Below are 24,488 nucleotides of genomic sequence, written 5' to 3' on the forward strand. Positions count from 1 at the left end.
TTAAGCAAACATCATCAGACTGCAATCGAAGTTTGTCGCAGAGTGATGCCGAGCGCCATGGCGTTGTAGCACGTGTCATTTTTGGCTTTCCAGCATTTTGGCCAGCTTTTGCAAGGTGATCTGCTCTTCATCCCTTTTGCCAACGTGGGCAATCAATTCCCCCTGCAGGTTTGGGGCGATATGGCCATAGCTTGTGAAAGTAGTCAGCGGGCTATCGTGACCTAAATTCTGGCTCCAGGCTTTGAATTGCTCGGGGGTGGTGCAAAGTTTTTGGCCGAGGTGGGTCAGCGTATCCCGAAAGCGGTGGGGGCTGAAGTAGGGGAGGTCAACTCGCTCGAAAGCATCCTTGAAAATCTTGCGCATGGCTGTTGCGGTGCTCCAGTGCCTTGGCTCCAGGCCCGAAGGGGTGAAGGCTCTGTTTTCGTCGTGGCTGAGCGCTGTTTGCGGGAATAGCGGGTCATCCATGCAATAAAGCTTGTCATTGCGCAGGAACGCTACCCAGCCGACAAAAACAGCTTTGATGTCATCGCCAACAGGGAAAAAGAAAGTGTCAATCTTCTTGCTGAATTTGGTTTTCACTTCGGCGGGGTTTTGGTCAACATATTCCCTTGTCAGGTCAATGTGTTTTATCTTCAAGCTGATAATGGCACTATCCCGCATGCCGGTGAGGATGGTAAAGGCGAGTAGAGCGCGGTCACGCTTTTCAATGTCAGTCTTGTTCGGCATCGCAAAAAGCGCAGCGCGTATTTGCTCAATGGTTGGAAAGGTCTTGGTTTTCACCGCTTTGGCCGCTCGGGTCTCTTTTTCTGACAAATTAAGATAGTCGATGTCATGCTTGTGGATGCGTGACTTATAGCCAGGTTGAAACCGCAACCAGGCCAGAAACGATTTTAAGGCGTTTAGTGTGCTGAGAACTGTTGCCTTGGCAAGAGGGGTGTCGGATCGTGTACCTCTTGTCTGTAGAAGGCATTTCTTGAACGCAATGGCCTGCTCTTTGTTGAAGCTCTTGAATGACTTGAAGCCGGTGTATTCCTCCAGCCGCAGGATTGCTTTTCGAATGGCGTCTATCGTGGTTTCGGCCTTCTGGTCGGCTTCCTTCAAATAGATGAAATACGCCTTCTTGATCCGCTCATTCTGGGGATTGATGTTTGTCATGTGTTTTCTGGCCTTTCAAAGTGACACATAAGGCTGGGGTTGCTGTGCTCTATTATGTGTCGCCCTTGCACCTTCTGGAGGTTGAAGGTTTTGGTGTATTCGGGGATTTTTGCGACCGATCCGGCTTTGAAAACCTGGGTGTTGCAGGTGTTGCAAATGCCGGAAAGCTGAAGCCGTGTTGCACTGGTAATCGTGATATCAGCAAGGCGTTCCCAGAGTGGACGCGGCTGGCGACATTTGAAACAGAAAAACTCATGAGTCAGGCATCGATGCTTGCGTTTTGACTGGCGCTCGTTGAGGAATGCTATCAGCGCAGACCCATGAACCATATGCGGGCGTATCTGGTCGACTAGGGGTAACCCGGACTTTACCCAATTGCGCACGCTGTTTTTGTGGATATCAAAAAGCTCGGCGATTTCTTGCAGATAATAGGGATAATTGCGCTTAATCCGCCGCGTGTTGTATGTGCGCTTGCTAATACTCATCAGTCTGCGGTTTGCAGGCTTTTCACGTAAGCAACGAGGCTCTCCTGCACAATCAATCTGCGCGTGCCTATCTTGACGCTTTCGATCAGCCCTTGGTCCAGTAGGTTATAGAAGGTGGCGCGACAAACGCCGATTGATTTCGCGGCGTCATTGAGGGATAGCAAGAGCGGGGTATGGGCGGTGGCCATTTTCGTCTCCATGTGTTTGCCTGTGTTCAGGTGGCTATGGAAACGACATATAGGACTTCAGTTAGTTGCGCTCATTCTTCCGTGCGCAACGGTCTCAATAGGTTTGTTAGTTTCAATGGATGGTCGTCACCAGAAATGCCTGAGAACTTGCGACTTTGTTCTATGCACCGGATGAAATCCGGGTCGCTTTTCCACCTAGATACAGTGCTTTTATTCACCCCAACAATTTTTGCAACTAAGGCGTCCTTGATTTCAGAATTAGCAGCAAATAGGCCAATGGCATTACTTCGGCGGTTGCTGGTGTGCACCTTTTCCAGCACGCTGTGGCTAAATGCATTAAGGCGCACCTTTAACAAGACGGTCCAAGAAGACGGTGGTGTCAGATAGAAGCTGGAGATCGCCTCAGCCATGGTGCAAATCAACATATCCAGAAGCGAATTGCTGATAGCTTGGCCGTTTGCAACAATATGGGGCTTGTCTAGTTCCTGCTTTTCCCGGTCAGATATTGCGCGCAAACAGGATAGGGATAATCTTTCAATGCACGCTTCATCGCCATCAAGCACACCAACAAAATCCTCTGGCGATATTCCTAAATTTTTGAACTGTTGCTCGAATTTGAAGGCAATATCTAACCCTGTCATCGAAACATAGCCCTCGTTGGCGACAAAAAGGGGTAGGTATGTGTCGTGGTCAGGGAACTTGTCGCGATGCTTTAAATAGTCATCAATGGAAAAATTTTGTGCAACGCGGTCTGACAGGCGGTGGTACTCATCGTCATCCATTTGAACCCCCCTCCCTTGACGAAAGCTGAATAACATTGGCTTCTTGTACGGTAGGAATCCTTGTATATTTGCCCCACTTGTTCATCAACTCACGCCGCTTATTCAAAAGGTTGCTGCGGAAATAGGCAGCTTCAGCTTTGTCCTTGAGTCGATGCGCCAAAGCATTTTCAATGACTTCGCGTGGGAAAGATGTTTGCTCGGCTGCCCAGTCCCGGAAAGTGGATCGAAATCCATGCGTTGTGATGCCGACGCGGTTCATGCGTTCCATCAGCTTTTTGAAAACTACGTCAGATAGGGGCTTACCAGACTTCGCGCCGGTGAAAAGATGGTCTGTGTTAGCCATGCGCGGCAGCGCCTCCAATATCGAAACTGCTTCGGGGCACAGCGGTACAGTGTGCTCCTTTCCTGCTTTCATGCGTTCTGCCGGAATTGTCCATGTTGCATTGGCCAGATTAAATTCTGGCCATACCGCCCCACGCAGCTCGCCACTACGCGTTGCTGTCAGGATGATAAGCCTGAGTGCCAGAGCGCTGGGGGCCTCCCTTTGGCGCAGTTCATCCATGAAGGCGTTTATCTCTTGGTATGGCAGGGCTGGGAAATGTTTCACCTTGGAAACTTCACTAGGTTTGGGAAGAAGTTTGTCTAGGTGCCCTTTCCAGCGTGCAGGGTTTTCGCCCTTCCGGTAATCCTGTACCGTGGCCCAATCCAAAATGCTCTCCAGGCGACCACGCAGCTTTTTTGCCGTTTCGGTTTTGGTCCGCCAAATAGGGTCGAGTACCCGCATGATATGGCCGTGGTCTACCAAATTGATCGGCATTTCGCCAATGACCGGCTCAGCGTACCGTTTTACCGAGCTGGCCCATATTTCCGCATGTCGGTCGCTTTTCCAGCTAGCTGAATGAGCCTTCAGGTATTCTTTGGCGCAGTGTTTGAATGTCAGGGCGTCTTTCTTCTCAGCTTTGGTCTTAAATAGGCGCTCGTTGCGGTCATTGATAGGGTCGATGCCATCGCGCAAAAGCCTTTTACATTCAATCGCGGTTGTGCGGGCCTCAGCAAGGGAAACGGCGTTTGTTGAGCCAAGCCCCATTTCGCGGGATCTGCCGTCTTGCATGAAGCGGAACAGCCAAGATTTTGACCCGGATTGGCTGACTTGCAGATATAACCCATTGCCATCAGCAAACCTGCCGGGGCGTTTCTCGGCTTTTACCTGTCGATCTGAGAGCTTGTTTATCTGGCGCGCCATATTCTACCCACAAAACTACCCACAAACAATTTGTGGGTAGTAGTATATGGTTATGGACGCCAGTAAACAAGGTTTGGTTACATTATGTTGTTTTACAATGATTAATTTAGTTTCAGTGGACCTCAAAAGATAGGGGTTAGGTAGCCTCCTCGGCTACCAATTAAAAACCCCGTCAGGCAAAGCCTGGCGGGGTTTTTAATTGGCACCCTCGGAGAGGGCTTTAACCCCCCTGGTTCGCGAGAAAGCGATGTAGGCAGCTTTCGAGGTGAATTGCCTTTAGTGCTTTGATTTTTTCTTTGTCAGAACTTGATGTTTGGATCATTATTTTTTTGGATTATTCGTCTTAAAACGTAGCACTACTCATTCCAGCCTGATGACCTTATTGTGGAGGGAGCGCGAGATTTCATTGGGTGGCGAGGGTGGTGTTTTGGGCGTATTGAATAGTTTCTTGAGGTGTTCATAGTTTTCTATATTTTTTATGTTTGGGGGTTCTGTGGTCGGTTTTTTTTATTACACGGTTTCTGTTATTTATTTGACAGTTCTTTTTGTATATCCAGATGGACTGGAGTGGCTCAAGAGTAAGGTTCGCGATAAACTGTGTACGGACTGTTCTTCTAGGCAAGAGGAAGATCAGAAGGAGTATACTAGATTGCGCGAAGAGCTTCAGTGTTTAGAGAGGGAGCAGTTAAGAAAGGAAATTAAATCTACAGGTGAGAATGAAATTCAAGATGGGTATTTGAGAGATAAAATATTTCATGCTATTGATTATGCAATAAACCGACATGACTGGTATGAGCATCAAAGAACAGTAGTATTTAATATATCGACAACAATATGTGCTGTTGTTATTGCTGGCTTAGCCTCTGTTGCATCCGCTAAAATTATTGAGCCAAATGATGAAGTAATTTCTGTTGTCATGTGCGTTTTAGTTTCGTCTTGCGTGACAATTTGTAGAAACATTTACCTATTCAATGAAGAGCTAGATGCTCATCGTCCATACAGAAGTATATCAGATATACGGTTTTGGTACTTTAAATATAATTTATCTGAAACGAGTGTTAGTAATCCTCGGGAGAGGGTTTTTGGTGTTTCTGAGCAAAGGAAATTATTTTTTAAAAGGGCTTTGAGAAATTTTGACAATGTTTTTAGCTTAAGAGAGGATTTGGAGCAAATATTTATACTTCAAATACTTCAGAAGCATAAAAGTGAATCTCTCAAAAATATGAGGGTTGTTATGCGTTATTTTGTTTATTATTTGTCGTTTGTTTTAGTGTCTTTTTCTTTGTATAGTTTTTATTTTTGAGGTTTTTGTTTGTCAAATATTTTTGTTGATAGTGAGCTCTCTTATCTATTTTCTGCGGCCAACATATGCATCGAGAGGAAGGAGGGTGCAGATGGTGCGTGGCAAGTTGCTCCCTTTTTCTGCTCAATTCCATTTTCAGAAGATAGCTATGAGGACATGAAAAAATTTGCAAATTCCATAGAGGAGGAGATCTCCGATTTATATAGTTTTGGCAAAAGAAGGGCTTATAAAGCTTTTGGTAATGAGGTTGATAGTGTTACGAAGCCTAGTTATTTGAAAAGGATAAATAACTACAATGATGATGGGATTGATCAATTTGAAAATATTTTAAGTATATCAGAAAAGGAATTTAACTCTGGTGGGTTGGTTTTTTCTGTGTTTGATCCGATGGATTTGATCCGCAGGAAGCGTCCTGGTTATGTTCCTTGTTTAGTATCGGGAAGTTTTCTTGTTCACAATGGAGAGTTGCAGTTGAATGCATTCTTCCGCTCTCAGAGCGTGGTTGAGTTTGGGGTTTTTGATCTAATTTTTCTTAGAGATTTTCAAAGAAAAATGTTTGAGGAAATTAAGAAGTTTCGAGCGGAGGAGGATATTTCTATCGGAAGTTTGAATTTACATTTTGCCAGAGTAATAATTCAGCGACGTTTTGCTCGTTCTGGAAAAAAATACTTAAAACGAGAAGAGGTAATTAACAATTGGATGTCACTTTTGGAAATAAATCTCCTTGAGGCAAGGATGCGTAGTTTTTCGTGAATTCAGCGGCTGGAGAAAGTTGATTTTATGTTTTCTATAATTATTTGTGAGAGAATTTCCTCTCAGTTAATCCATCTCTTCAACTGCTAAAATAATCCGTTTCAACACGACAAATTGTGTTAGTTGCTTGTTGGGGATTCGTTGTTTGATAGGGGATAGAGACTCTGCGGATTTTTGTTCCGGCCAGTCCATATTTTTGCAGCAAGGGCGGTACTGTTCGTAGCAGTTTCGCGCATGTTTCTCTAAAGAGCGACATAATTGCCCGGTGTCCCCGCGAGGCGTCTACACTTAAGCGTTAGTTTAGAACATACTTTGCATATGGCTGCCAGCCTGCCCAAACCTCCGCGGCGCACACCCCATCACACGTTTAAACGCCGTACTGAACGCACTTTCAGACTCATATCCCACCGACAGGGCAATTTCTGAAATCGGCAATCCGGAATGGGTCAGGCGGTCCCCCGCCAGCAGCATCCGCCAGCGGGTCAGATAGGCCATCGGCGGGACGGCAACGACATCGCGGAACCGCGCGGCAAAGGCCGAGCGCGACATGCCCGCATGGCGGGCCAGTTCCTTGAGCGTCCAGGGATGGGCGGGGTCCTCATGGATGCAGGCAATCGCGGTTGCGATCTGTTTATCCGATAGCGCTGCAAACCAGTCGGGGATGTCGGGCGCGTGGGTGGCGGTTTGGCCGGTTTCGGCGGCCCGATCACTTTGGCCGCTGGCTTGCTGCGCATTGCTCAGATGCAGCCGAAGCGCCTGCACCAGCACCGTATGCGCCAGATGTTGCAGCACCAGAAAGCCGCCCGGCTGCGGGTTGCTCAATTCCTGCATGATCCGTTCGACCAGCCAGCGCAGGCTGGCTTCATCCTGATCACTCTCAATCCGCACAATCGGCGGCAGGGCCGCCATCAGCATGTCGGCATGCGGCCCCGAAAGGACAAAGCGGCTGCTGACGATAAAGCATTCGCCGCCGCCATTATGCTTAACGATCCCGCCGCTTTGGGCCTTGGCAAAGATGTGCGGCGCTTCAACCGGCGGGCAATCGGGATCGCTTGCCAGAAAGAAGGTCCGCCCGCGCGGCAGGACAAAGGAACTTCCCGACGTCAACAGCACCGGACCCGCAAGGTCTTCGACGCTGACATAACATTGCCCGGAAACGATGGTGCCGCATTTGATGGAATTGGCCTGATCGGCAAAACGGATGGCCCAGGGACCGGCGGCGTCAAACCCGGCCGACATGTAATTGCGCGGCTTAAGCAGCGACAGGATATCGGAAAGCGGATCCATGGGATGGGGGAGCCTTCTTTTGGACGATTGCGAAATTAATATGGATCATAGCGCATGGATCGTCCAATCGCCATCGCCTATCGTTTGCTCATTGATCATGTGCAATGTGAAGTGGAGAACGGAATTGCGTATTTTTGTAACCGGGGCGAGTGGCTTTGTCGGATCGGCGGTGGTGGAAAAGCTGATCGCGGCCGGGCATGAGGTTTTGGCGCTCGCACGGTCCGATGCGTCGGCAGGTGCGCTTCTGGCGGCCGGGGCTTTGGTGCATCGCGGTGATCTTGATGATCGCCAAAGCCTGCACGCCGGGGCGCTTGAGGCCGACGGGATCATTCACACCGCGTTCAATCACGATTTTTCACGCTACGCCCAAAGCTGTGCCGAGGATGCGGAGGTCATCGCCGCCCTTGGCGAGGCGATTGCCGGCACGCAAAAGCCGCTTGTCGTGACCTCTGGCCTCGGGCTTCTGGCCGGCGGGATGCAGGTGACGGAGCAGGACATGCCCGATTTCGGCCCAAACGCCATGCCCCGCGTCGCGACCGAACGCGCCGTGGCCGAGCTTGTCGGGCAGGGGCTTAATGTTTCGCTCATGCGCCTGCCGCCCTCGGTACATGGAAAGGGCGATCATGGCTTTGTGCCGATCCTGATTGGCATTGCACGCCAGACCGGCGTTTCGGCCTATATCGGCGATGGCAACAATGCCTGGCCCGCCGTGCATCGCTTTGACGCCGCACGCGCCTATGTCCGCGCGGTCGAGGTCGCGATGCCGGGAAGCGTCTATCACGCCGTTGCCGAGACCGGCATCGCCTTTCGCGAGATCGCCGGGGTGATCGGCAAACGGCTGGGCGTTCCGGTCGTTTCCAAAACCGCCGACGAGGCCGCCGATCATTTCGGCTGGTTCACCCATTTCGCCAAACTCGATTGCCCGGCGGCAAATACCATCACGCGTCGGCAATTGGGCTGGTCCCCGACAGAGGCCGGATTGCTCGCCGATATCGATCAGGATTGCTATTTCGACCAGTAAGGATGTTGTCGCCCCGGTCAGCTTGAACTGCCCGGGGCTGAAATATCTGGGATCGGTCGATTAAAGCGTCTCGTCCGTGATCACCCAGCCTTTTGCCTTCCATCCCTGTGCGGATTTTTCCAGCATGCTGGCGACCGGGATCGCATAACCGCCAAAGATTTCAGTCTTGCCGTCCTGCATGGTAACGGAAAGGTCGTATTTTGCACCACCCAGTGCGGCAATAACGGCCTGTCCGCCGCCCCCCACACTGCCAGAAGACACAAACACATTTTCGATGCCGCCTTGTGCGGCCATGGTCGCGCCGGCAAATGACATCATGTAACCAAGTCCCTGTTGTTTGGGGTTGGTTGTCATATAGCCGTCCTGTGCAATCCATCCTTTGGGAACTTTGCTGAATTTACCGTCGCTTGTTGGCAGGGTATTGGTGAATTCAAGCGATGATTTCTGCGTGCTGTCGCCATCATATATTCCTTCCAGACCTGCACCTTCTGGTGAGATGTCAAAACTATGTGCATCGTCATCTGTTTTGAATTTCATTGGTTACCTCTTTGCCGATGGTATTTATGCTGATCTGCAAAGACGGTTTTGAAACTGGCTTGTGATGAGGGTCGTGGGCAGGAGGGTGCCGCACAGCACCATAAAGCCGCCCGGCCGGGATTGCCTGCTTCTGGCATCATCGGTTCGACGGCCCGCACAGACTGGCTCCGTGCTGATCATTTTCGATGCGCCCATTCGGCGGCAGGGTCACCATCCCAGATCGGCCAGCGACCCCGAAGGGGTAGGGCGCGCCACCCAAAACCGGCCCCCAAAACCCGACTTGCCGCAACCACCGACGCCCGAACAGACCAAGGGCCATTGCCAGCCTCGCCGACGGACGGCTTTCGGGTTCTCGGCTACGTCGCTCACTTTCGGGCGGTGGCGGCAACCTGCTTCTCCGGTGCTCAGATAAACCTCAGGCGTTCACCAACCTCGCCGACGGACCACCATCGGGCTCCCGGCCCACGCCGCTCACCTTCCGGTCCCGGCAGCAACGTGCCGCTCTGGCCTCCAGACAAACCTCGGGCTTGCGCCAAACTCACCCACAAACGGTTTTCGGGCACACGGTCCTCACACTTGTCAGCCCCGTCCATCGTCGGCGGGTCATCGCCCGCTGCCGCTCATGCTGCCATTGCCGCCGCTCCCGGCGAATTTAACGCTCCCTTGCCAAAAAGACGCACCTCTCCCGTCATGACAAATGACCGGGTTAGCCCCCTTAATCCTAGGGCAGAACGCCGCCGTAATGGCTCCGCCATCCCCCGATCAACATCCTGCGGATCGCCCCGCCGCCCGTTTTGTGTCTTTGTCCCTGCATCCCGATCACCTCTTTCATCCAGCCCCAAACGCAAAAACCCGCTAGGCACAAGGCCTTGCGGGTTTCGGTCCGGGTGCATTTCTCCCGTTGACTTTTATCTTATGACATAGTTAAAAGAACAAATCAAGAACTTTTTCATGAAATTTTATATGCGGCTGGAAACGGGAATCTGGGGGAAAGGATTTGATTTTATCGACCATCCGATAAAAACTGTTTCCAATATTGTGTTACATGGCTTTTGCAGCGAGAAATGACATTGATCAACCCTTATAAAGATTTGAAACAGGAACGTTTCTGGCGGTACGGGGTTGCGCTTTCTGACCCGCGCAATGTTGCCAATATTCATGCGCCGAAATGGGGAATTGCGCCGGACGATACGGTTGTGACGATGGGCAGTTGCTTTGCCCAGCATATTGCAACATGGCTGCGCGAACGTGATCTGAATGTTCCGTTCTTTGATACCGATGACAATATCAAATCGCGGAATTTCTCGGCCAATTACGGCAATATCTATACGGTCAGGCAGGCCCTGCAACTGACTGCGGAAATCGCCGGGCTGCGGCGCTGCTCCGATACGGCCTGGCAGGCGCAAGATGGTTTTGTCGATCCGCTGCGCCCCAATGTGTTTGTGGCACCGGTGGCCAGCGGTGATGCGATTGGTGAATTGCGCAAAGCCCATCTCAAGGCGGTCGAGAAGGCATTTACCGATCTTGATATTCTCGTTTTCACCCTTGGTCTGACTGAGGCATGGCAGGTGAATGCCTGTGGCACGGTTCTTCCGGTCGCGCCCGGCGTTGCGGGCGGAGATTTTGATCCGCTCAAATACAGTTTTGTAAACTTCACCTATCCTGAAATACGTGCCGACCTTGAACAGTTTTGCACGGCAATCCGGGAAATGCGCGGGGGGCGGGATTTCAAGCTGATCCTGACGGTGTCGCCAGTACCTTTGACCGCGACTTATGAAGAACGGCACATCCTGCAATCCACAACCTATTCCAAGGCAGTGTTGCGTGCTGTTGCCGGGGATTTTGCATCGGAAAACGGGTTTGCCGATTATTTTCCGTCGTTCGAGATCATCAATAATCCGGCCGCCAGAAGCAGCTTTTTCGAAGACAATCTCCGATCCGTAAAATCCGATGCGGTCGAAACTGTCATGACCCATTTCATGACATGCTACTTTCCCGATGGCATCGTGCGAAATCAGGACAGCACCGCCGCCAAAGAAGAATTGCCGCTCGCAAATAACAAGCGCGCCTCAACAACGGTTCCAAAATCAATGGATGCCGATTGCGAGGAAGAAATGCTCGAAGGGTTTGCCAACCGGCAATATGAAAACGGGGGGGATGGCAAGGACGTTATTGTCGCGTTCGGTGACAGCCATTTGACGGGATGCAGCCAGATGATCGATCAATATGATCGGCAGGGAAAATTTGCCTTTGCCCCGATCCGGCTTCTTGCCAACAATCCTCATCGCGAAATAAATATCCATCGTTTCAGGACATTTGTGTTCCGAAAGGAACATTTCAACTTCAAAGATTTTTTTGTCCAGAATCCGCAGGATCTGGTTCTGGTCGGGGTGGGGTTGTTTGGCGATAACATCATCCGTGCACACGGGGAGATGAAACCTGAAATCAAGGGCGCGGGCGGCAGCGATATTACACCGTCCCTGCCGTGTCTGGATGCAGTCACGCCTGAGCTGGTAAAGATGTATGTCCAGAAAATCACGCCCAATCTTGTCTTCGGCATGCAGCTTGAAAAGCTGACCGCCTATAAACGGATATTCTGGATCGTTTCGCCTGACATGCCCGAACAAACTGCACGCTTTCGGTTGGGGGATCACTTTGTCGATGGCGGTTATTACAATGTCCACAAACGGGCATACACAGAGGCATTTAAAATACTCGCCCATAATCTGGGCAGGACAAAATTCATTCTTCATCCCTGGCCGGACCTTTGCAACGAAACCGGCTTTACCAAAAACGAGTTCGCCGGGAGTGACAATCTGACCAATATTCACGTTAACAAGGATTATTACGAATATGCGGTCACACGGTTAATGGAACTGATGAAAGCAGATTAGGTTCGGGGCTTTCGCTGGCGTGCGTGGCGCGCGATCAGCCGCCCGTCAATCACGGCAAGCCCCGCGCCTATGACGGCCATCCCGCCAATCTGGCGTAGTGCCAGCGTTTCGCCGAGGAACATAACACCCAGCAGGATCGCGCTGACCGGGATCAGGAAGGTGACGAGCAGAAGGTTGCTGGCCCCCGCACGTTTCAGAAGCTGGAAATACAGGATATAGGCCAGCGCCGTGCTAAACGCCGCGATGCCCAGAACGGCAAGGATGGTTTCGGTTTTGGGAAACGGCAAATGCCACGGCGTATCAATCATCATACAAATAGGAAGCAGCATCAGACTCGATGCACTGGTTTGCCCCGCCGCGGTCAGGATCGGCGGTGTGTTTTTGAATCGGCGGCCAAACACCCCGGCACAGCCATAGGAAATTGCGGCGATCAGGACCGCCAGCGGGGCAAATGGGGCGAGGGCAAAAACGCCCGCCGGTGAGCTGGTATTCGCGCTGGGCTCAATCGCGGGAACAATTCCGTCCGGCAAACCGATCACGATCATCACACCGACAAAACCGGTCAGCACACCAAGCGTTTTCCGCCGCGTCAGCTTTTCATTCCGGGTCGCCAGATGCGCGATGATCAGGGTGAAAAGCGGTGTCGTCGCATTCAGGATTGCCGCCAGACCGCTTGCGATATGGGTTTGTCCCCAGACGATAAGACTGAACGGAATCAGGTTGTTAAGGACCCCCATAACAAGGAAGCTTAACCATATCTTCGGATCACGCGGGATGTCGATATGGCGCAACAGAACCACCCACCACAGGATCATTGCCGCAATCGCCACCCGCCCGAGCACAAGCGTAAAGGGTGGCAAATCGACAAGGGCGATTTCGGTAAAGAAAAACGACCCGCCCCAAAGTACCGAAAGCACAATCAGCATCACCCAGCTTTGCCCATCCATGCGCGGGGATAGGTCATTGTTCTGGTCGATGTTTTCCGGTTCTGGCGGCAGTGTTTTCGGGCTCGCCGAAATACGCCGGACTCGTGTGCGGTCGCGGTCATGTTCCGGGTTGAGGGCAATCCAGGTATCCGTGCTCATATCCATGATCCGTCAAAATGTGTGGTGACGGGGTGGATGTTAAAGCGTGTTGGCATGGCTGGCTGGCCAGATTCGGACATCAACGCCGAATGGTAAAAATGCTCAGGCAAAAAGACGCATGCCGCGCTCTGCCGCCATCTTGAAGCTGCTAACGACATGCTCGGCCAAAGCATCCCCTGCCGGGCCGGTACCGGGGCGCTTGGCCAGGGTTATGCGGTATTCGCCAAGCTCAGGCAGTCCGTGGCGGGCATCAAGATGGATCAGGCGGTCGGAAATCACGCTGATCGGGACCGGACAGATCGCAAGGTCAGCCTCGGTTGCGGCAATCTGGGCCTGACAAAATTCGCTGGTATAGGCAACGCGGTAATTGATCCCCGCTTCGTCAAGCGCCCGTAATGCCATCGCCCGCCAATAACATCCCGGTTCGGCCAGTGCGACCGGAAGCGGGCGTTTTTCAATCGCCATTCCGTTGCGTGCGCCAAGCCAGACAAGCGGTTCACTATGGATTGGCGGTTGCGGATCAAGTTCGGGGTCATGGCTGAAAACGGCGATATCGGTGGTGCCGTCGGCAATGCGCTGGCGCAGGCTTGCGGTCGGACCGAGAAAGACATCGACCTCGACATGCGGGTGGCTGATGGCAAAGCGGCGCATAATTTCGGGAATGGCGATGATGCCATTGTCATTAGGCACGCCAAGCTGCACTTTCCCTGCAAAATCAGGCGTGCGGAAGCGCGACATGGCTTCGTCGTTAAGCTGCAGAAGACGTCGTGCAAATCCCAATAAAACCTCGCCATCCGGGGTCAGTCGCACCCGGCGGGTTTCGCGTTCAAACAGGCTGCATCCGATAATATCCTCAAGCTTTTTGACCTGAAGACTGATGGCAGAGGCACTGCGATTGACCCGCTCTGCCGCGCGCGAAAAATTGCCGGTTTCACAAATCGCGACGAAGGTCCGCGCCAGATCAAGGTCAAGATTTGGCAGGTTTTCGGGCAGAGAGGACATGTGTGATTGCCAATTTGTGAGTTTTCTCAATGGAAGATGTTAAATCTTCTCGTTTGTCTCATCAATAAGAAATCCTCATCATCCCGTTATCAGTGATTGGGAAAACTTGAAAAGGATGATGGCCATGGCAGCGCAAATTTCATGCGAACCGACGGTAGCCGCCAAAACCGACGTGACCAGCAGGTCCGATGGGGTGTGGGGCAGAATGGCGGGTTTGTGGGCCAAATGGCGCGCGCGTCGGGAGTCCTATCGCAGGAACCTGCACGGGGTTAATGCCATGCTGGCGATGGAAGACTGGATGCTGCAAGACGTCTATGGGGTCGGGCATGGCGATATCATCGCGGCGAAACACAGCCTTTTGGCCAATCGGCACAATCCGGGTTGGCAGCTTTCAAGGTTTTTGCAGGATCGTACACCGCAAAACCCGATGACAAAGCAAAGGTGACCGGGATGAGAAAACCGGATCAGGGTGATCTGTCTTGCGTCGGTATTCCCGTGATGCGAGTATTGCCTAAAGTGCCGTAATCATGGCGCAAAATATAGCGGGATTAAGAATGAAGATCGCAATTCTTGACGACTATCTCGACAGCATTTTTCATCTGCCGTGCTATGAAAAACTGGCCGGGCATGACGTGACGATCCTTCGGCAGAAATATGATGATCCGGCCGATCTGGCGGTCGCAATTGGCGATGCGGAGGCGGTCGTGCTTTTTCGTGAACGCACCAAAATCACCGATGAATTGCTATCGCATTTGCCCGGTGTAAAACTGATCAGCCAGCGCAGTGCTTATCCCCATATTGATGTCGATGCCTGCACGAAACGCGGTGTGTTGCTGTGCTCGAAACAGGGCGCGGGCAAGGCCCCGTCTTATGCGGCAGCGGAAATGACATGGGCGCTGATCATGGCATCCGCCCGCCAGATCGTCGAACAGAACGCGTCGCTCAAATCAGGCCAATGGCAGATGGGGATCGGCAAGACATTGCGCGGGCGAACAATCGGTATTCTGGGATATGGCAAGATTTCGCGCGTGGTCGCGGGCTATGCCAAGGCATTCGGGATGAATGTGCTGGTCTGGGCGTCCGAGGCATCGCGCAAGGCTGCTACTGAGGGCGGGCTGGATGTTGCCGCGTCACGCGAGGCGTTCTTTGCTGCGCCCGATATCATCACGGTGCATATGCGCCTGACCCCGGAAACCCGTGGCACGATTACGGTCGATGATCTGGCCCGGATGCGCCCCGGAAGCCTGTTTGTCAACACATCGCGGGCGGGGTTGGTGGCTCCGGGCGCGCTTCTGGCGGCTCTTGATGCCGGACGTCCGGGGAAGGCGGCGGTGGATGTGCTCGATACCGAACCCCTGATCGACGCCGATGACCGGTTTGCCAACCACCCCAACGTACTAGCAACCCCGCATGTCGGATTCGTGACCGAGGATGAACTGGACATGCAGTTTGGCGATATCTTCGATCAGGTGGTGGCTTACGCCAACGGCGACCCGATCCACATGATCAACCCCGAAGTCTGGCATGGTCGCAAAGCCAAACCGGCATAGATTGGCAAACGGTCGCCTGCGATATCGTCAGGCGACCGTTTTTTGTTCATGCCTTGGCGGCGGCTTTGGCGGCTCGGGCTTTTGCGCCGGGCAGGCGGGCAAATATCGTGATATTGCCAAGGAAGATCATCACAAGGCCGGTGGCACCAATCGGGGTCCAGACATAGCCTTCAAGGAAGGTCGAAACCGTAAGGGCCACCACCGGGAACAGGACGGTGACATAGGCCGCACGTCCCGCACCGACCCGATGCACCAGCGCCAGATAGGCAATGAAGGCAACCACCGAGCCCGGAATGGCCAGATACAGAAGACCGCCGATATAGACCGGATCGGTCGGAATGACCGGCGTCTGACCGCGCAGCAGGGCAAAGATGAACAGCAATACCGCACCATAGCCCATGCCGCGCGCCACCGCATCGCGGTTGGGAATACCCATCGCGTTCAGTTTGACCGAAACCATGTTGCCCATGCTAAACACCGCCGTCCCGCCAAGCGCGAACAAAAGGCCGGTGATGGCATGCGGATTATGCGACAGGGCATAAATCTGATTGGCAAACAGGCACGCAATGCCGCCAAGGCCGAATGCGGCTCCGAAAACAAAGCGCAGCCCCGGTCGCTGCCCATAAAAGGCCCAGTTGCCAAGCGCGTTGAAAATGGTCGAGGTGGTAAAGATCACCGCAACAATCCCCGATGCGATATAGCCGGTTGCGGAATACATTAGGATAAAGTTGATGCCAAACAGGCCACAGCCCAGCAGCACGATCCATGGATGGGCCCGCCACGGAACCGGCCGCCATTTGCGCGACAGGATCAGGAAACCGCACAGCACGACAGCGGCCAGCGCAAAGCGATAGAAGATCGACATTTCAATCGGGATCGGCCCGATCTGAAGTTTGATCGCATACCAGGTAAATCCCCAGCAGGCCGTAACGATCAGAAAAAGCAATGCGGTCATGATAAAGCGGTAACTCCGGTGGCGAGAGGGAGAAAATGATATGTGGGGCATATCCGAGGCCTGCTTATAGCCTGTTTGGGGATGTGCGGCTTTCACGAACTTGCGGTGTTTTTCACAATCTTGCGCAAATCAATGCAGCCATTCGCACGACGGGCTTTGCAATATGGTGCCGCAATGCGATGATCAGGCCTCGGAAACAGGACGTGCCGATGTTTGTGCCCAATGGTCGATACCAGAATTTTGAAGTCTACAATCAGCTGATCGGTGATGCCGAACTGCTGAATGCGGGCGATTTTGGCGACAGCATTTCGGCGGCACACTGGCGGCGTAATGCCGATGTCATGACCCGCTATACCGATCCCGACCATCACACCATCAGCCTTTATGTCAATGGTGGTACAGGCATTAAACGCCAGATCGGACCCGATCCGCTAACCGGTGGCGGGCCGGGGCGTTGTTGCCTGATGCCGGCCCATCTGACATCGGACTGGGTGGTCAATGGCGAGGTCGAGCTGTTCCACCTCTATATCCCGCATTCCGCGTGGGAACGCGCGGTGGTCGAGGCGTTTGATATCGAACCCAACGCCGTTGAGGTCCCTGAAAAGACATTCTTCCTTGATCCCCTGATCGAGCAGACAATCCGCCATGCGATGTTGCCGCTGGACTGGAGTGCACCGGCGGACCGCATGGCAATGTCGAGTGCCGGGCAGATGCTGATGGGGCATATGTTGCGCAGCTATTCGTCGAAACGCGATCTGGAATTCCGGATGCGCGGCGGCCTGTCGCCGCAAATCAGACGCCGGGTGTTTGATTTTATCGAGGCCAATTTGGATCAGCCGTTGTCACTCGAACAGATTTCAGCCGAGGCAGGGCTTTCGCCCTATCACTTTGCGCGCATGTTCCGCCAGTCGGTGGGCGAGGCACCGCATAAATATGTTCTGCGCCGCCGGATCGAGGCCGCCAAACGGATGCTGCGCGATCCGGCATTGTCGGTTGCCGATATCGCGCTCGCCACCGGATTTTCAAGCCAGGCCCATCTGACCACGCGGTTCAGCAGCTTTACCGGGTTGACCCCGGCAAAGTTCCGAAGCGTCGCCCGGTAGCGGCGGGGGCGGCGATGTGCTTCTGCCCGCAGACAAGCGATGGCGTTGCGAAACTGCGGAATAATGGGATTGGGCTTTATGCGTTGCCGGCAAAGGGCAAGGCATTTGGTCTGCCAAGCAGATATCCTTGCACATAATCCACGCCGTGATTGGTCAGGAAATCAAGTTCGCCCTGGCGTTCTATCCCTTCTGCGACGACGTCAATGTCGAGTTGCTTGGCCAGATCGATCAGCTTGCTGACGATGGCCTGTTTGTATTTATCCTGATCAACATGGTCGATCAGTTCACGGTCGATTTTAATGATGTCGGGTTGCAGTTGCGGCAACATGTTCAGGGTAGAATAGCCCGATCCGACATCGTCCAGTGCAACCCGAAAACCTGAATCGCGATAGGATTTCAGGATCGCGCCAAGATGTTCAATACTGCGGACTTTTTCGGTTTCGATAACTTCAAAGACAACATTGTTGCGATCCAACCCGCATTCCGACACCACATCAATCGTTGTGCGCAGGCAGGAATCCGGATCGTAGATCGAACTTGGCGTGAAGTTGATAAACAGATTTCCCGAAATCCCCGCCTTGTGCGCGTTACGGACATTTGCAGCCCGGGCTGCCCGGTCAAGCTGGAACAGCAGATCGGCTGATTGGGCCGCGCCGAATAGTTTATCTGGTGTGATGACATTGCCGGTTTTATCGGTCCCGCGGATCAGGCATTCATGGGCATAGGGTTTTGTGATGTTTCCAACGGCAAAAATCGGTTGGAAAACGGAATTCAGGCGATTTTCCCGCAGCATATCGCCAAGCCATTCCGCGCCGATCTGTGCGCGTATGGCGCCAAGCGACGTGACGCGCGCAATGTCGTCAAGTTGGGGTTCCCTATTGCCGGGCATGACCAGCGCCTTGGTATCGGCGATTTCTTCGGGCAGCAGATTTTCGGAAATCGCATCAATCATCGGGCGCAGACCCGGACGTACATAATCAAGACAAAGCGTTGCAACGGATGTGCTTTTTTCTGCGGAGTGCCCGGACTTCTTGATATTGGCAAGAATTTTCCCGGTTGTATGTGCGACAGGAGGCCAAAGATAAAGGCGGCCTTCGCTTGGGGCCATTTCCGGTATTTGGTCGCACTTCTCGCAGAAGGTCAAAATCGTCTCCGCTTTTTGGTTTTCCAGATCACCCGAAGGTTCATCATCTTGTAAGATAATGGCTTCCTTCATTAAAGCATATGGGATTTGGGTGTGGCAAAAAAAGCCTGAATGTCGGTCGAGGTCGTACCTGCCTGCCAAATATGATCGGATTTTACGCACATTCGACGGCGGCCAATTTCTGATTTTGCGTCCCCGATAGGTCAAAGATCATTTCCCGGTTGATTACAAGTTTCAGCGTTTGGAATTAAAATTTTCAATTAAGCTTTTGATTTTTAATAATTTTTACAAGTTGAAAAATAGATTGACAAGATTGATCAGAGGTATCTAAAATTTCAAACAAACTAAAATATCAATTAATGGCAAAATGCCAATCCAACGGGAGGACTTCCATAATGAAATTTACTGCGAAAACACTCGGAATCTGTGCTGTACTTGCCGGGGCGCTTGCTGTGGGCATGCCTGCGACGGCTGCAACGACGCTTCGTATCGGAACGGTTCTGGCGCCAAATGACCCGATGGGGCTGGGGCTTGAGAAGTTCAAGCTTGATGTCGAAAAAGCCACCAATGGCGACGTTATTATCGAGGTTTTCCACAATTCCCAGCTGGGTGACACCACCGAAATGATCGATCAGGCGCGTGCGGGTGCCGCGATTGGAACGGTTACCGATGTCGCCCGTCTTTCAAGTTTCGTTCCGTCGCTGGCGATCATGTCGGCACCATTCCTGTTTGATACCTATGAGCAGGCCGATAAATTTGCCCTTTCGGATGAATATATCGCCTGGGGTGATGAACTTCGCGAGAAATCCGGTCTCGTGATGATTGCATCGAACTGGTATCAGGGGGCGCGCCACGCCCTGACACAGAAACCGGTGAAAAGTCCGGCCGATCTTGCCGGTGTTCGCATGCGGACAATCGGTGCGCCTGTGTGGATTGAAACCATCCGCGCAATGGGTGCCGAACCGACCCCGATTGCATGGGGCGAAGTATACACCGCCCTTCAGCTTGGCACGATTGACGGTGCCGAAGCCCAGCCGACCGCAATCTGGAATGCCAAACTTTACGAAGTGATCAAGAATGTGACCAAAACCGGCCATATCCAGCTCGTGACCGCGCTGGTTGTTGGTGCCGAGGCATGGGATGAAATCTCTCCTGAAAATCAGAAGATTGTACGCGATCTTGCGGTCGAGGACGGTCGTTATGCGTCGCAGCTAACCATCGAGCTTGGCGAAAAGGCCCTTGAAGATGTTGCCGCAAGCGGGGTTGAGGTCAGCGAAGTTGACCTTGCACCATTCAAGGAAGCTGTAAAGCCGGTTTACAAGCAGCTTGATCTCGAAGCCGAGGCCGCTATCGTCAATAAAGTTCTCGGTCGCTGATTTTCCGGTAACGGTAAACGTGCCTTGCGAATGTGCGTTGTTCCGCATGCGGGGCAACGCACATCAATCTTCAAGATGGAATGGAATACATGCTCAAGCAAATTGAGTTTGCCTGTGCCGGGATTCTGCTTGTTGCAATTGTCGTTCTGGTGGGCGTTGCGTCAATTGCCAGGGCGGTGGGATCCCCGATTATCTGGTCAATTGAAATGGCCCAGCTTATTTTCGTCTGGCTTTGCATGCTGGCAGCTGACATTGGCATGCAGGAAAACCGGCATTTCGGTCTTCAGATCCTGCAGGACAACATATCCCCCAAAGCACGCGATCTCGTCGAATTGTTCAATATCGTCGTGATCATCGGGTTCCTTGCGTTTCTGCTGTATTACGCGTGGGGCAACATGATTTTGATGCATCCCCGTCTTGTCGGCGCAACGCAAATCCATGCCTCTTACATCCATGCTTCGATGGTTGTCGGTCTGATCCTTTTGATGCGGACCATGGTGTTTAAGCTTATCGAACGAATTCGAAGCAGGGGGCAGTTCTGATGCTCATACTGATTGCGGTACTATTTACGGTTTTTCTGGTCATTGGAATGCCTGTCGCCTTTGCCCTGGCGCTTGCTTCGGTGCCGGTCTTCATTCTGACCGGGGCCATGCCGCCAACCGTGGTGATCCAGAAAATGGTAACGGCAACACAAAGCTTTCCGCTTTTGGCTGTGCCGTTCTTCATTCTTGCCGGAAACCTGATGAATGTGACGGGGATTACGTTCCGTCTGGTCAAGTTTGCCCGTTTGCTGACCGGCTGGATGGCCGGGGGGCTGGCACAGGTATCCATCGTTCTAAGCTTCATGATGGGCGGGATTTCGGGGTCGGCCGTTGCTGATGCCTCGATGGAAGCGCGCCTTCTGGGGCCCAGCATGATCAAGCAGGGCTATTCCAAGGCATCAACGGCTGCGGTTCTGGCCTTCGGGTCGGTTATCACCGCAACCATTCCGCCAAGCATCGGACTGATCCTGTTTGGGTTTGTGAATGAAGTTTCGATCGGTCGCCTGTTTTTGGCCGGTGTTCTGCCCGGTATTTTCCTGACGATTGTCCTGATGATCACATCCTGGTTTGTCGCGCATAAGAACGGCTATAAACCCGACCTGCCAAAGGTGCCGAGTGGAAAAGAGCTTTGGTCGAGCTTTTCGGAAAGCATCTGGGCGTTGGCATTTCCGGTCATTCTGATTGTCGGCTTCCGCTTTGGTCTGTTTACCGCGACCGAGGCGGGCGCGTTCCTTGTTTTCTATGCGCTTTGTGTCGGATTTTTTGTTTATCGGGAACTGGACCGCAAAAAGCTTTACGAAGCGGTGACCGGCTCTGTTTCCGATCTTGGCATGGTGATGTTGCTGATCATTATGGCGGCGGTTCTGGGCTATGCCATGACCATTGAGCGCGCACCCCAGCAGATTACCGAGTTTGTCACAACGCTTACCGAAAACCCGGTTCTGATCCTGACGCTTGTTGTCGCGGTTCTTGTGATCAGCGGCATGTTCCTTGAAGGAGCGGCCAACATCCTTCTTGTCACGCCGATTGTCATGCCGGTTCTGGTCAATGCCGGATATGACCCGGTCCATATGGGGATTTTGATCGTGACCCTGATCAATTTTGGCGGTTTAACACCACCGGTCGGGGTCATCATGTTTACGGTTTGTGGCATTCTGGATGTCAAAACCGGGGCTTATACCCGGGCATCGATCCCGTTCTTCATTGCGATGGTGGTATTTTTCGTTCTGATGGCGGCAGTGCCAAGCTTGACGTTGTTATTGCCCAACGCATTGATGTAATGAAGGGACCAAGGGATGCAGGCACATGCGCAATTGCCGGGAGTTGAGTGAAAATGAATACATTCATGGGCGGTCTCATGCCTGTTTATGATAGCGCGATGAAAGCCAATGCGCATGTTCCTGCTTCGGCACTTGTTTATGAGGAACTGAGAAGCCGGATCATTTCGCTTGTCCTTCCGCCTGAAACAACACTGGTTCGGGCAGAACTGGCGGACAGTTTCAAAGTCAGCCAGTCACCGGTGCGTGAAGCCATCATGCGTCTGGAACAGGATGGGTTGGTTGCATCCTATCCCCAGTCGCGAACCGTGGTGACCAAGATTGATGTTGCCCGTATCCGCGAGGAGCATTTTCTGCGTGTTGCTGCGGAATGCGAGGTGGTACGGCAATTGGCGGAAATGGGGGAAACTGCTGCCATTGTCAAAGCCAAGGGCATCATCAAAATGCAGGAAGCCCTTGCGGGTGATATCGAACAGATTGATCTGTTCAAGCAGTTGGATGAGACGTTCCATGCGGCTCTTTTCAATGGGGTCAATCAATCCAACCTGCATGTGCAGGTGACGGCACGCAGTGGTCATCTGGCGCGCGTTCGGATGCTTGATCTGCCGCGTGCGGGTAAAATGCTTTCGGTGCTTGAAGGTCACAAGGCGGTAATTGCCGCGATCCAGTCCGGTGATGGTAATTTGGCCAGTTCGGAAATGCGGCAGCATCTTTCGGGAACCATGGAACGTTTGCCACAGATCGTTGAAGAAAACAGGGAACTGTTTTCATAAGGTTTTGGCCTTCCTCCCGGGCGACCAATCAGCAAGGCGTTTTTAATAAACGTCTTGCTGATTTTGTTTGTGCCGGTATCGGCTGTCGAGGGGCTTTGCGGAACTGCGGCAATCGCATATCCTGTGGCTCTTGAACAGGAACAGAAATGCAAACAAGTTTTCGCCAGTATCGGTCTGAAGCCGCCAGCCACAGTCACGACGATTTCCACCAGATCATCATTGCTGATCTTGGCATGCTCGAGCTTGAGGTCGAGGGGCGCGGTGGCTGTGTTTCGGGCCGCAGGCTGGCGTTTGTTCCGGCGGGCGATACCCATGCCTATCGGGCGGTGGGGATGAACCGGTTCCTTGTGCTTGATGTCGATATCGAAGTCGCGGCGCAGACTGGTCTTGAAAGGCTTTGGCATCAGGCGGGGGCATCGCCCTATCTTGAAGTCGTGGCGGGATATGCGGGACATTTGACCGGTCTTTTGCAGGGGCTTGAACAAAAGCGGGCGATATCGCGCATACGGCGATTTTCGCCGGATGGGCAGGGGAGCCTGCAATCTGAAAATCTGTCATTGCTGCATATGGCGGGGAATGCGACCTGCGAAAGTGCCTTTGCCGATGATGCCTTCATTTGCCAAACCTTGCGTGAGGTGCTTGGCCATTCGGCAGCCGCGCAGGGCTGCGATGCTGATGCCGATCAGGGTATTTCGATGCGGTTGCGACGGTTGCTTGCCTGGATTGAGCTGCGCCTGTCCGAACCGATTGGGATTTCTGAAATGGCAATGATTACAGCGCAATCGGAAAGCGCGCTATTTGCCACGTTCCAGCGCCATCTGGGGACAACGCCGATGCGATGGCTTGGGGAACAAAGATTGCAGCGCGCCCATGCGATGCTTGGCGATCCGAAAAATACCATGACACTTGGCAATATCGCACGAGAGGTCGGCTTCACCGATCAAAGCGCGTTTTCACGTGCCTTTTCCCGGCGGTTCGGACATGCACCGATTGCGCTTCGCCGTCGAACTTAAAGGCCTCCGAGTTTATCTCATTCTAATGAAATCCGGAGTTTCGGCAAAGACGTCTTCATCCCGACCTGCTTTGATCACCGATGCGATTAGTTGAACTTCGGGATGGTTTCATGACTTTGCTTGATCACCGTACAAAGGCCACCATGATTGGTGGTATTGCCATTGTGCTTTGGGCCTTGCTGGCGTTATTTACGACAGAAGTCAGTGCCATCCCGCCTTTTCAACTGGTCAGTCTTTGTTTCTCCGTTGCGGCCATTTTCAGCTTTATCTGGATCGCACGCGGCGGGTTGGCGGCATTTCAGGCCTTGAGGCAACCGGTTGGTGCCTGGGTGCTTGGGGTTGGCGGGTTGTTTGGGTATCACTTTTTCTATTTCGTAGCCTTGGCCAATGCGCCCGCGGTTGATGCCAGTCTGATTGCCTATCTGTGGCCACTTTTTATTGTCCTGTTTTCAGCACTTCTGCCCGGCGAACGATTGCGCTGGTATCACATTGCCGGTGCGGTTCTGGGACTTTGCGGGGCTGCGGTTCTGGTGACCAAAGGGCATGGGTTTGATTTTGATCCGGCCTATGGCCTTGGCTATGGTGCGGCAATGGTTTGCTCTATCCTGTGGTCGGGATATTCGGTTTTGAACCGGCGCTATCGCAATGTTCCGGTTGAAGCCGTTTGTGGATTTTGTGCCGGTGCGGCGTTATTGGGTTTCATAACACACGGCGTGACTGAAATCTGGGTCATGCCGGATGCCGGACAATGGCTTGCGATTATCGGGCTTGGTCTTGGCCCGGTCGGGGTTGCTTTCTTTGTCTGGGATTATGGCACCAAGCATGGCGATATTCAGGTTCTGGGTGTCGCGTCCTATGGTGCACCGTTACTCAGCACGATCCTGCTGATCGGTTTTGGCAAAGCCGAAGCAAGCCCGACCGTGATCGCGGGGTGCCTTTTGATTGTTGGTGGCGCGCTTTTGGCTTCGATAAAAATGCTGCGGCGGAAAACGGTTGTTGCGTGACCTAGGGCATTGTTGG

The 24,488-nt window shown here is 52.8% G+C and carries 24 protein-coding genes; 13 read left to right on the forward strand and 11 right to left on the reverse strand.

The genetic code is table 11. The annotated features are described in order from the left end of the window. Positions 1-75 precede the first annotated feature (75 nt). The 5 genes from BC440_RS20675 to BC440_RS20695 all read right to left on the reverse strand — a co-directional run bounded on the left by BC440_RS20675 (position 76) and on the right by BC440_RS20695 (position 3,853). Entirely contained in the window at positions 76-1,155 is a 1,080-nt protein-coding gene (locus BC440_RS20675; protein WP_071241218.1) for a site-specific integrase, read from the reverse strand. After that, entirely contained in the window at positions 1,152-1,640 is a 489-nt protein-coding gene (locus BC440_RS23015) for a helix-turn-helix domain-containing protein (protein WP_139192161.1), read from the reverse strand. Before BC440_RS23015 ends, BC440_RS20675 begins: the two co-directional genes overlap by 4 nt. After that, on the reverse strand, positions 1,640-1,828 hold the full coding sequence (locus tag BC440_RS20685) for a helix-turn-helix domain-containing protein (RefSeq protein WP_071241281.1): 189 nt from the start codon (positions 1,826-1,828) through the stop codon (positions 1,640-1,642). The genes BC440_RS23015 and BC440_RS20685 overlap by 1 nt, the downstream gene beginning before the upstream one ends. A 71-nt stretch (positions 1,829-1,899) precedes the next feature. Next, positions 1,900-2,610, reverse strand: a complete 711-nt coding sequence (locus BC440_RS20690; RefSeq protein ID WP_071241220.1) for a hypothetical protein — start codon at positions 2,608-2,610, stop codon at positions 1,900-1,902. Beyond that, entirely contained in the window at positions 2,603-3,853 is a 1,251-nt protein-coding gene (locus BC440_RS20695) for an integrase arm-type DNA-binding domain-containing protein (RefSeq protein WP_071241221.1), read from the reverse strand. Before BC440_RS20695 ends, BC440_RS20690 begins: the two co-directional genes overlap by 8 nt. A gap of 649 nt (positions 3,854-4,502) precedes the next feature. Here BC440_RS20695 and BC440_RS20700 point away from each other — a divergent pair. Both BC440_RS20700 and BC440_RS20705 read left to right on the forward strand, forming a co-directional pair. Next, on the forward strand, positions 4,503-5,156 hold the full coding sequence (locus BC440_RS20700) for a hypothetical protein (protein ID WP_139192162.1): 654 nt from the start codon (positions 4,503-4,505) through the stop codon (positions 5,154-5,156). 9 nt (positions 5,157-5,165) lie between these two features. Continuing rightward, entirely contained in the window at positions 5,166-5,909 is a 744-nt protein-coding gene (locus BC440_RS20705; protein WP_071241223.1) for a hypothetical protein, read from the forward strand. A 300-nt stretch (positions 5,910-6,209) separates the two neighbouring features. Here BC440_RS20705 and BC440_RS20710 read toward each other — a convergent pair whose 3' ends face one another. After that, complete coding sequence (locus BC440_RS20710) at positions 6,210-7,196, reverse strand: AraC family transcriptional regulator (protein ID WP_071241224.1); 987 nt, start codon at positions 7,194-7,196, stop codon at positions 6,210-6,212. Positions 7,197-7,320: 124 nt separating this feature from the next. Here BC440_RS20710 and BC440_RS20715 point away from each other — a divergent pair, with 124 nt between their 5' ends. Next, positions 7,321-8,217: an SDR family oxidoreductase gene (locus BC440_RS20715; RefSeq protein ID WP_071241282.1), complete on the forward strand. Its 897-nt coding sequence runs from the start codon at positions 7,321-7,323 to the stop codon at positions 8,215-8,217. A 60-nt stretch (positions 8,218-8,277) separates the two neighbouring features. Here BC440_RS20715 and BC440_RS20720 read toward each other — a convergent pair whose 3' ends face one another. After that, positions 8,278-8,754, reverse strand: coding sequence for a hypothetical protein (locus tag BC440_RS20720; RefSeq protein WP_071241225.1), 477 nt, complete (start codon positions 8,752-8,754; stop codon positions 8,278-8,280). 1,064 nt (positions 8,755-9,818) lie between these two features. Here BC440_RS20720 and BC440_RS20725 point away from each other — a divergent pair. After that, positions 9,819-11,648, forward strand: coding sequence for a GSCFA domain-containing protein (locus BC440_RS20725; protein WP_071241226.1), 1,830 nt, complete (start codon positions 9,819-9,821; stop codon positions 11,646-11,648). Here BC440_RS20725 and BC440_RS20730 read toward each other — a convergent pair. After that, complete coding sequence (locus BC440_RS20730; protein WP_083379459.1) at positions 11,645-12,733, reverse strand: DMT family transporter; 1,089 nt, start codon at positions 12,731-12,733, stop codon at positions 11,645-11,647. The genes BC440_RS20725 and BC440_RS20730 overlap by 4 nt on opposite strands. A 102-nt stretch (positions 12,734-12,835) precedes the next feature. Continuing rightward, positions 12,836-13,735: a LysR family transcriptional regulator gene (locus BC440_RS20735; protein WP_071241227.1), complete on the reverse strand. Its 900-nt coding sequence runs from the start codon at positions 13,733-13,735 to the stop codon at positions 12,836-12,838. A gap of 124 nt (positions 13,736-13,859) precedes the next feature. Between BC440_RS20735 and BC440_RS20740 the strand changes: the two genes are divergently transcribed. Together BC440_RS20740 and BC440_RS20745 are read left to right on the forward strand one after the other, a co-directional pair. Further along, positions 13,860-14,180, forward strand: a complete 321-nt coding sequence (locus BC440_RS20740; protein ID WP_071241228.1) for a hypothetical protein — start codon at positions 13,860-13,862, stop codon at positions 14,178-14,180. Between the two features lie 109 nt (positions 14,181-14,289). Then, positions 14,290-15,285, forward strand: coding sequence for a D-2-hydroxyacid dehydrogenase family protein (locus tag BC440_RS20745; RefSeq protein ID WP_071241229.1), 996 nt, complete (start codon positions 14,290-14,292; stop codon positions 15,283-15,285). A gap of 46 nt (positions 15,286-15,331) precedes the next feature. Here BC440_RS20745 and BC440_RS20750 read toward each other — a convergent pair whose 3' ends face one another. Then, the gene (locus tag BC440_RS20750) at positions 15,332-16,240 is read right to left on the reverse strand and encodes an EamA family transporter (RefSeq protein WP_071241230.1); all 909 of its coding nucleotides are present in this window, start codon (positions 16,238-16,240) and stop codon (positions 15,332-15,334) included. A 209-nt stretch (positions 16,241-16,449) separates the two neighbouring features. Between BC440_RS20750 and BC440_RS20755 the strand changes: the two genes are divergently transcribed. Beyond that, positions 16,450-17,343 carry an AraC family transcriptional regulator gene (locus BC440_RS20755; protein ID WP_071241231.1) on the forward strand — a complete coding sequence of 298 codons (894 nt, stop codon included), beginning with the start codon at positions 16,450-16,452 and terminating at the stop codon, positions 17,341-17,343. Positions 17,344-17,419: 76 nt separating this feature from the next. On the opposite strand, the gene BC440_RS20760 is transcribed toward BC440_RS20755, so the two are convergent. Continuing rightward, positions 17,420-18,451 (reverse strand): EAL domain-containing protein, encoded by a 1,032-nt coding sequence (locus tag BC440_RS20760; RefSeq protein ID WP_071241284.1) that lies wholly within the window; start codon positions 18,449-18,451, stop codon positions 17,420-17,422. 431 nt (positions 18,452-18,882) lie between these two features. Here BC440_RS20760 and BC440_RS20765 point away from each other — a divergent pair, with 431 nt between their 5' ends. The 6 genes from BC440_RS20765 to BC440_RS20790 all read left to right on the forward strand — a co-directional run bounded on the left by BC440_RS20765 (position 18,883) and on the right by BC440_RS20790 (position 24,472). Further along, positions 18,883-19,863, forward strand: a complete 981-nt coding sequence (locus BC440_RS20765; RefSeq protein ID WP_071241232.1) for a C4-dicarboxylate TRAP transporter substrate-binding protein — start codon at positions 18,883-18,885, stop codon at positions 19,861-19,863. An 89-nt stretch (positions 19,864-19,952) separates the two neighbouring features. Continuing rightward, entirely contained in the window at positions 19,953-20,405 is a 453-nt protein-coding gene (locus BC440_RS20770) for a TRAP transporter small permease subunit (protein WP_071241233.1), read from the forward strand. Further along, positions 20,405-21,685, forward strand: coding sequence for a TRAP transporter large permease (locus tag BC440_RS20775; RefSeq protein WP_063095836.1), 1,281 nt, complete (start codon positions 20,405-20,407; stop codon positions 21,683-21,685). The genes BC440_RS20770 and BC440_RS20775 overlap by 1 nt, the downstream gene beginning before the upstream one ends. Before the next feature lie 53 nt (positions 21,686-21,738). Then, entirely contained in the window at positions 21,739-22,455 is a 717-nt protein-coding gene (locus tag BC440_RS20780; RefSeq protein ID WP_071241234.1) for a GntR family transcriptional regulator, read from the forward strand. 146 nt (positions 22,456-22,601) lie between these two features. Beyond that, the gene (locus BC440_RS20785; protein WP_071241235.1) at positions 22,602-23,468 is read left to right on the forward strand and encodes an AraC family transcriptional regulator; all 867 of its coding nucleotides are present in this window, start codon (positions 22,602-22,604) and stop codon (positions 23,466-23,468) included. A 110-nt stretch (positions 23,469-23,578) separates the two neighbouring features. Next, a complete protein-coding gene (locus BC440_RS20790) occupies positions 23,579-24,472 on the forward strand; it encodes an EamA family transporter (protein WP_007091898.1) in 894 nt (297 codons plus the stop codon). The last annotated feature ends 16 nt before the right edge of the window (positions 24,473-24,488 follow it).

It is taken from the genome of Thalassospira sp. MIT1004, assembly GCF_001858545.1.
Taxonomy (GTDB): domain Bacteria; phylum Pseudomonadota; class Alphaproteobacteria; order Rhodospirillales; family Thalassospiraceae; genus Thalassospira; species Thalassospira xiamenensis.

What these genes read in the sequence shown, in the direction of transcription:
- BC440_RS20780 (WP_071241234.1), top strand. Translation starts at nt 21,739, where the DNA reads ATGAATACATTCATGGGCGGTCTCATGCCTGTTTATGATAGCGCGATG.
- BC440_RS20690 (WP_071241220.1), bottom strand. Translation starts at nt 2,610, where the DNA reads ATGGATGACGATGAGTACCACCGCCTGTCAGACCGCGTTGCACAAAAT.
- BC440_RS20760 (WP_071241284.1), bottom strand. Translation starts at nt 18,451, where the DNA reads ATGGCCCCAAGCGAAGGCCGCCTTTATCTTTGGCCTCCTGTCGCACAT.
- BC440_RS20685 (WP_071241281.1), bottom strand. Translation starts at nt 1,828, where the DNA reads ATGGCCACCGCCCATACCCCGCTCTTGCTATCCCTCAATGACGCCGCG.
- BC440_RS20675 (WP_071241218.1), bottom strand. Translation starts at nt 1,155, where the DNA reads ATGACAAACATCAATCCCCAGAATGAGCGGATCAAGAAGGCGTATTTC.
- BC440_RS23015 (WP_139192161.1), bottom strand. Translation starts at nt 1,640, where the DNA reads ATGAGTATTAGCAAGCGCACATACAACACGCGGCGGATTAAGCGCAAT.
- BC440_RS20765 (WP_071241232.1), top strand. Translation starts at nt 18,883, where the DNA reads ATGAAATTTACTGCGAAAACACTCGGAATCTGTGCTGTACTTGCCGGG.
- BC440_RS20775 (WP_063095836.1), top strand. Translation starts at nt 20,405, where the DNA reads ATGCTCATACTGATTGCGGTACTATTTACGGTTTTTCTGGTCATTGGA.
- BC440_RS20790 (WP_007091898.1), top strand. Translation starts at nt 23,579, where the DNA reads ATGACTTTGCTTGATCACCGTACAAAGGCCACCATGATTGGTGGTATT.
- BC440_RS20785 (WP_071241235.1), top strand. Translation starts at nt 22,602, where the DNA reads ATGCAAACAAGTTTTCGCCAGTATCGGTCTGAAGCCGCCAGCCACAGT.
- BC440_RS20750 (WP_071241230.1), bottom strand. Translation starts at nt 16,240, where the DNA reads ATGACCGCATTGCTTTTTCTGATCGTTACGGCCTGCTGGGGATTTACC.
- BC440_RS20745 (WP_071241229.1), top strand. Translation starts at nt 14,290, where the DNA reads ATGAAGATCGCAATTCTTGACGACTATCTCGACAGCATTTTTCATCTG.
- BC440_RS20740 (WP_071241228.1), top strand. Translation starts at nt 13,860, where the DNA reads ATGGCAGCGCAAATTTCATGCGAACCGACGGTAGCCGCCAAAACCGAC.
- BC440_RS20710 (WP_071241224.1), bottom strand. Translation starts at nt 7,196, where the DNA reads ATGGATCCGCTTTCCGATATCCTGTCGCTGCTTAAGCCGCGCAATTAC.
- BC440_RS20725 (WP_071241226.1), top strand. Translation starts at nt 9,819, where the DNA reads ATGACATTGATCAACCCTTATAAAGATTTGAAACAGGAACGTTTCTGG.
- BC440_RS20730 (WP_083379459.1), bottom strand. Translation starts at nt 12,733, where the DNA reads ATGAGCACGGATACCTGGATTGCCCTCAACCCGGAACATGACCGCGAC.
- BC440_RS20755 (WP_071241231.1), top strand. Translation starts at nt 16,450, where the DNA reads ATGTTTGTGCCCAATGGTCGATACCAGAATTTTGAAGTCTACAATCAG.
- BC440_RS20770 (WP_071241233.1), top strand. Translation starts at nt 19,953, where the DNA reads ATGCTCAAGCAAATTGAGTTTGCCTGTGCCGGGATTCTGCTTGTTGCA.
- BC440_RS20695 (WP_071241221.1), bottom strand. Translation starts at nt 3,853, where the DNA reads ATGGCGCGCCAGATAAACAAGCTCTCAGATCGACAGGTAAAAGCCGAG.
- BC440_RS20735 (WP_071241227.1), bottom strand. Translation starts at nt 13,735, where the DNA reads ATGTCCTCTCTGCCCGAAAACCTGCCAAATCTTGACCTTGATCTGGCG.
- BC440_RS20720 (WP_071241225.1), bottom strand. Translation starts at nt 8,754, where the DNA reads ATGAAATTCAAAACAGATGACGATGCACATAGTTTTGACATCTCACCA.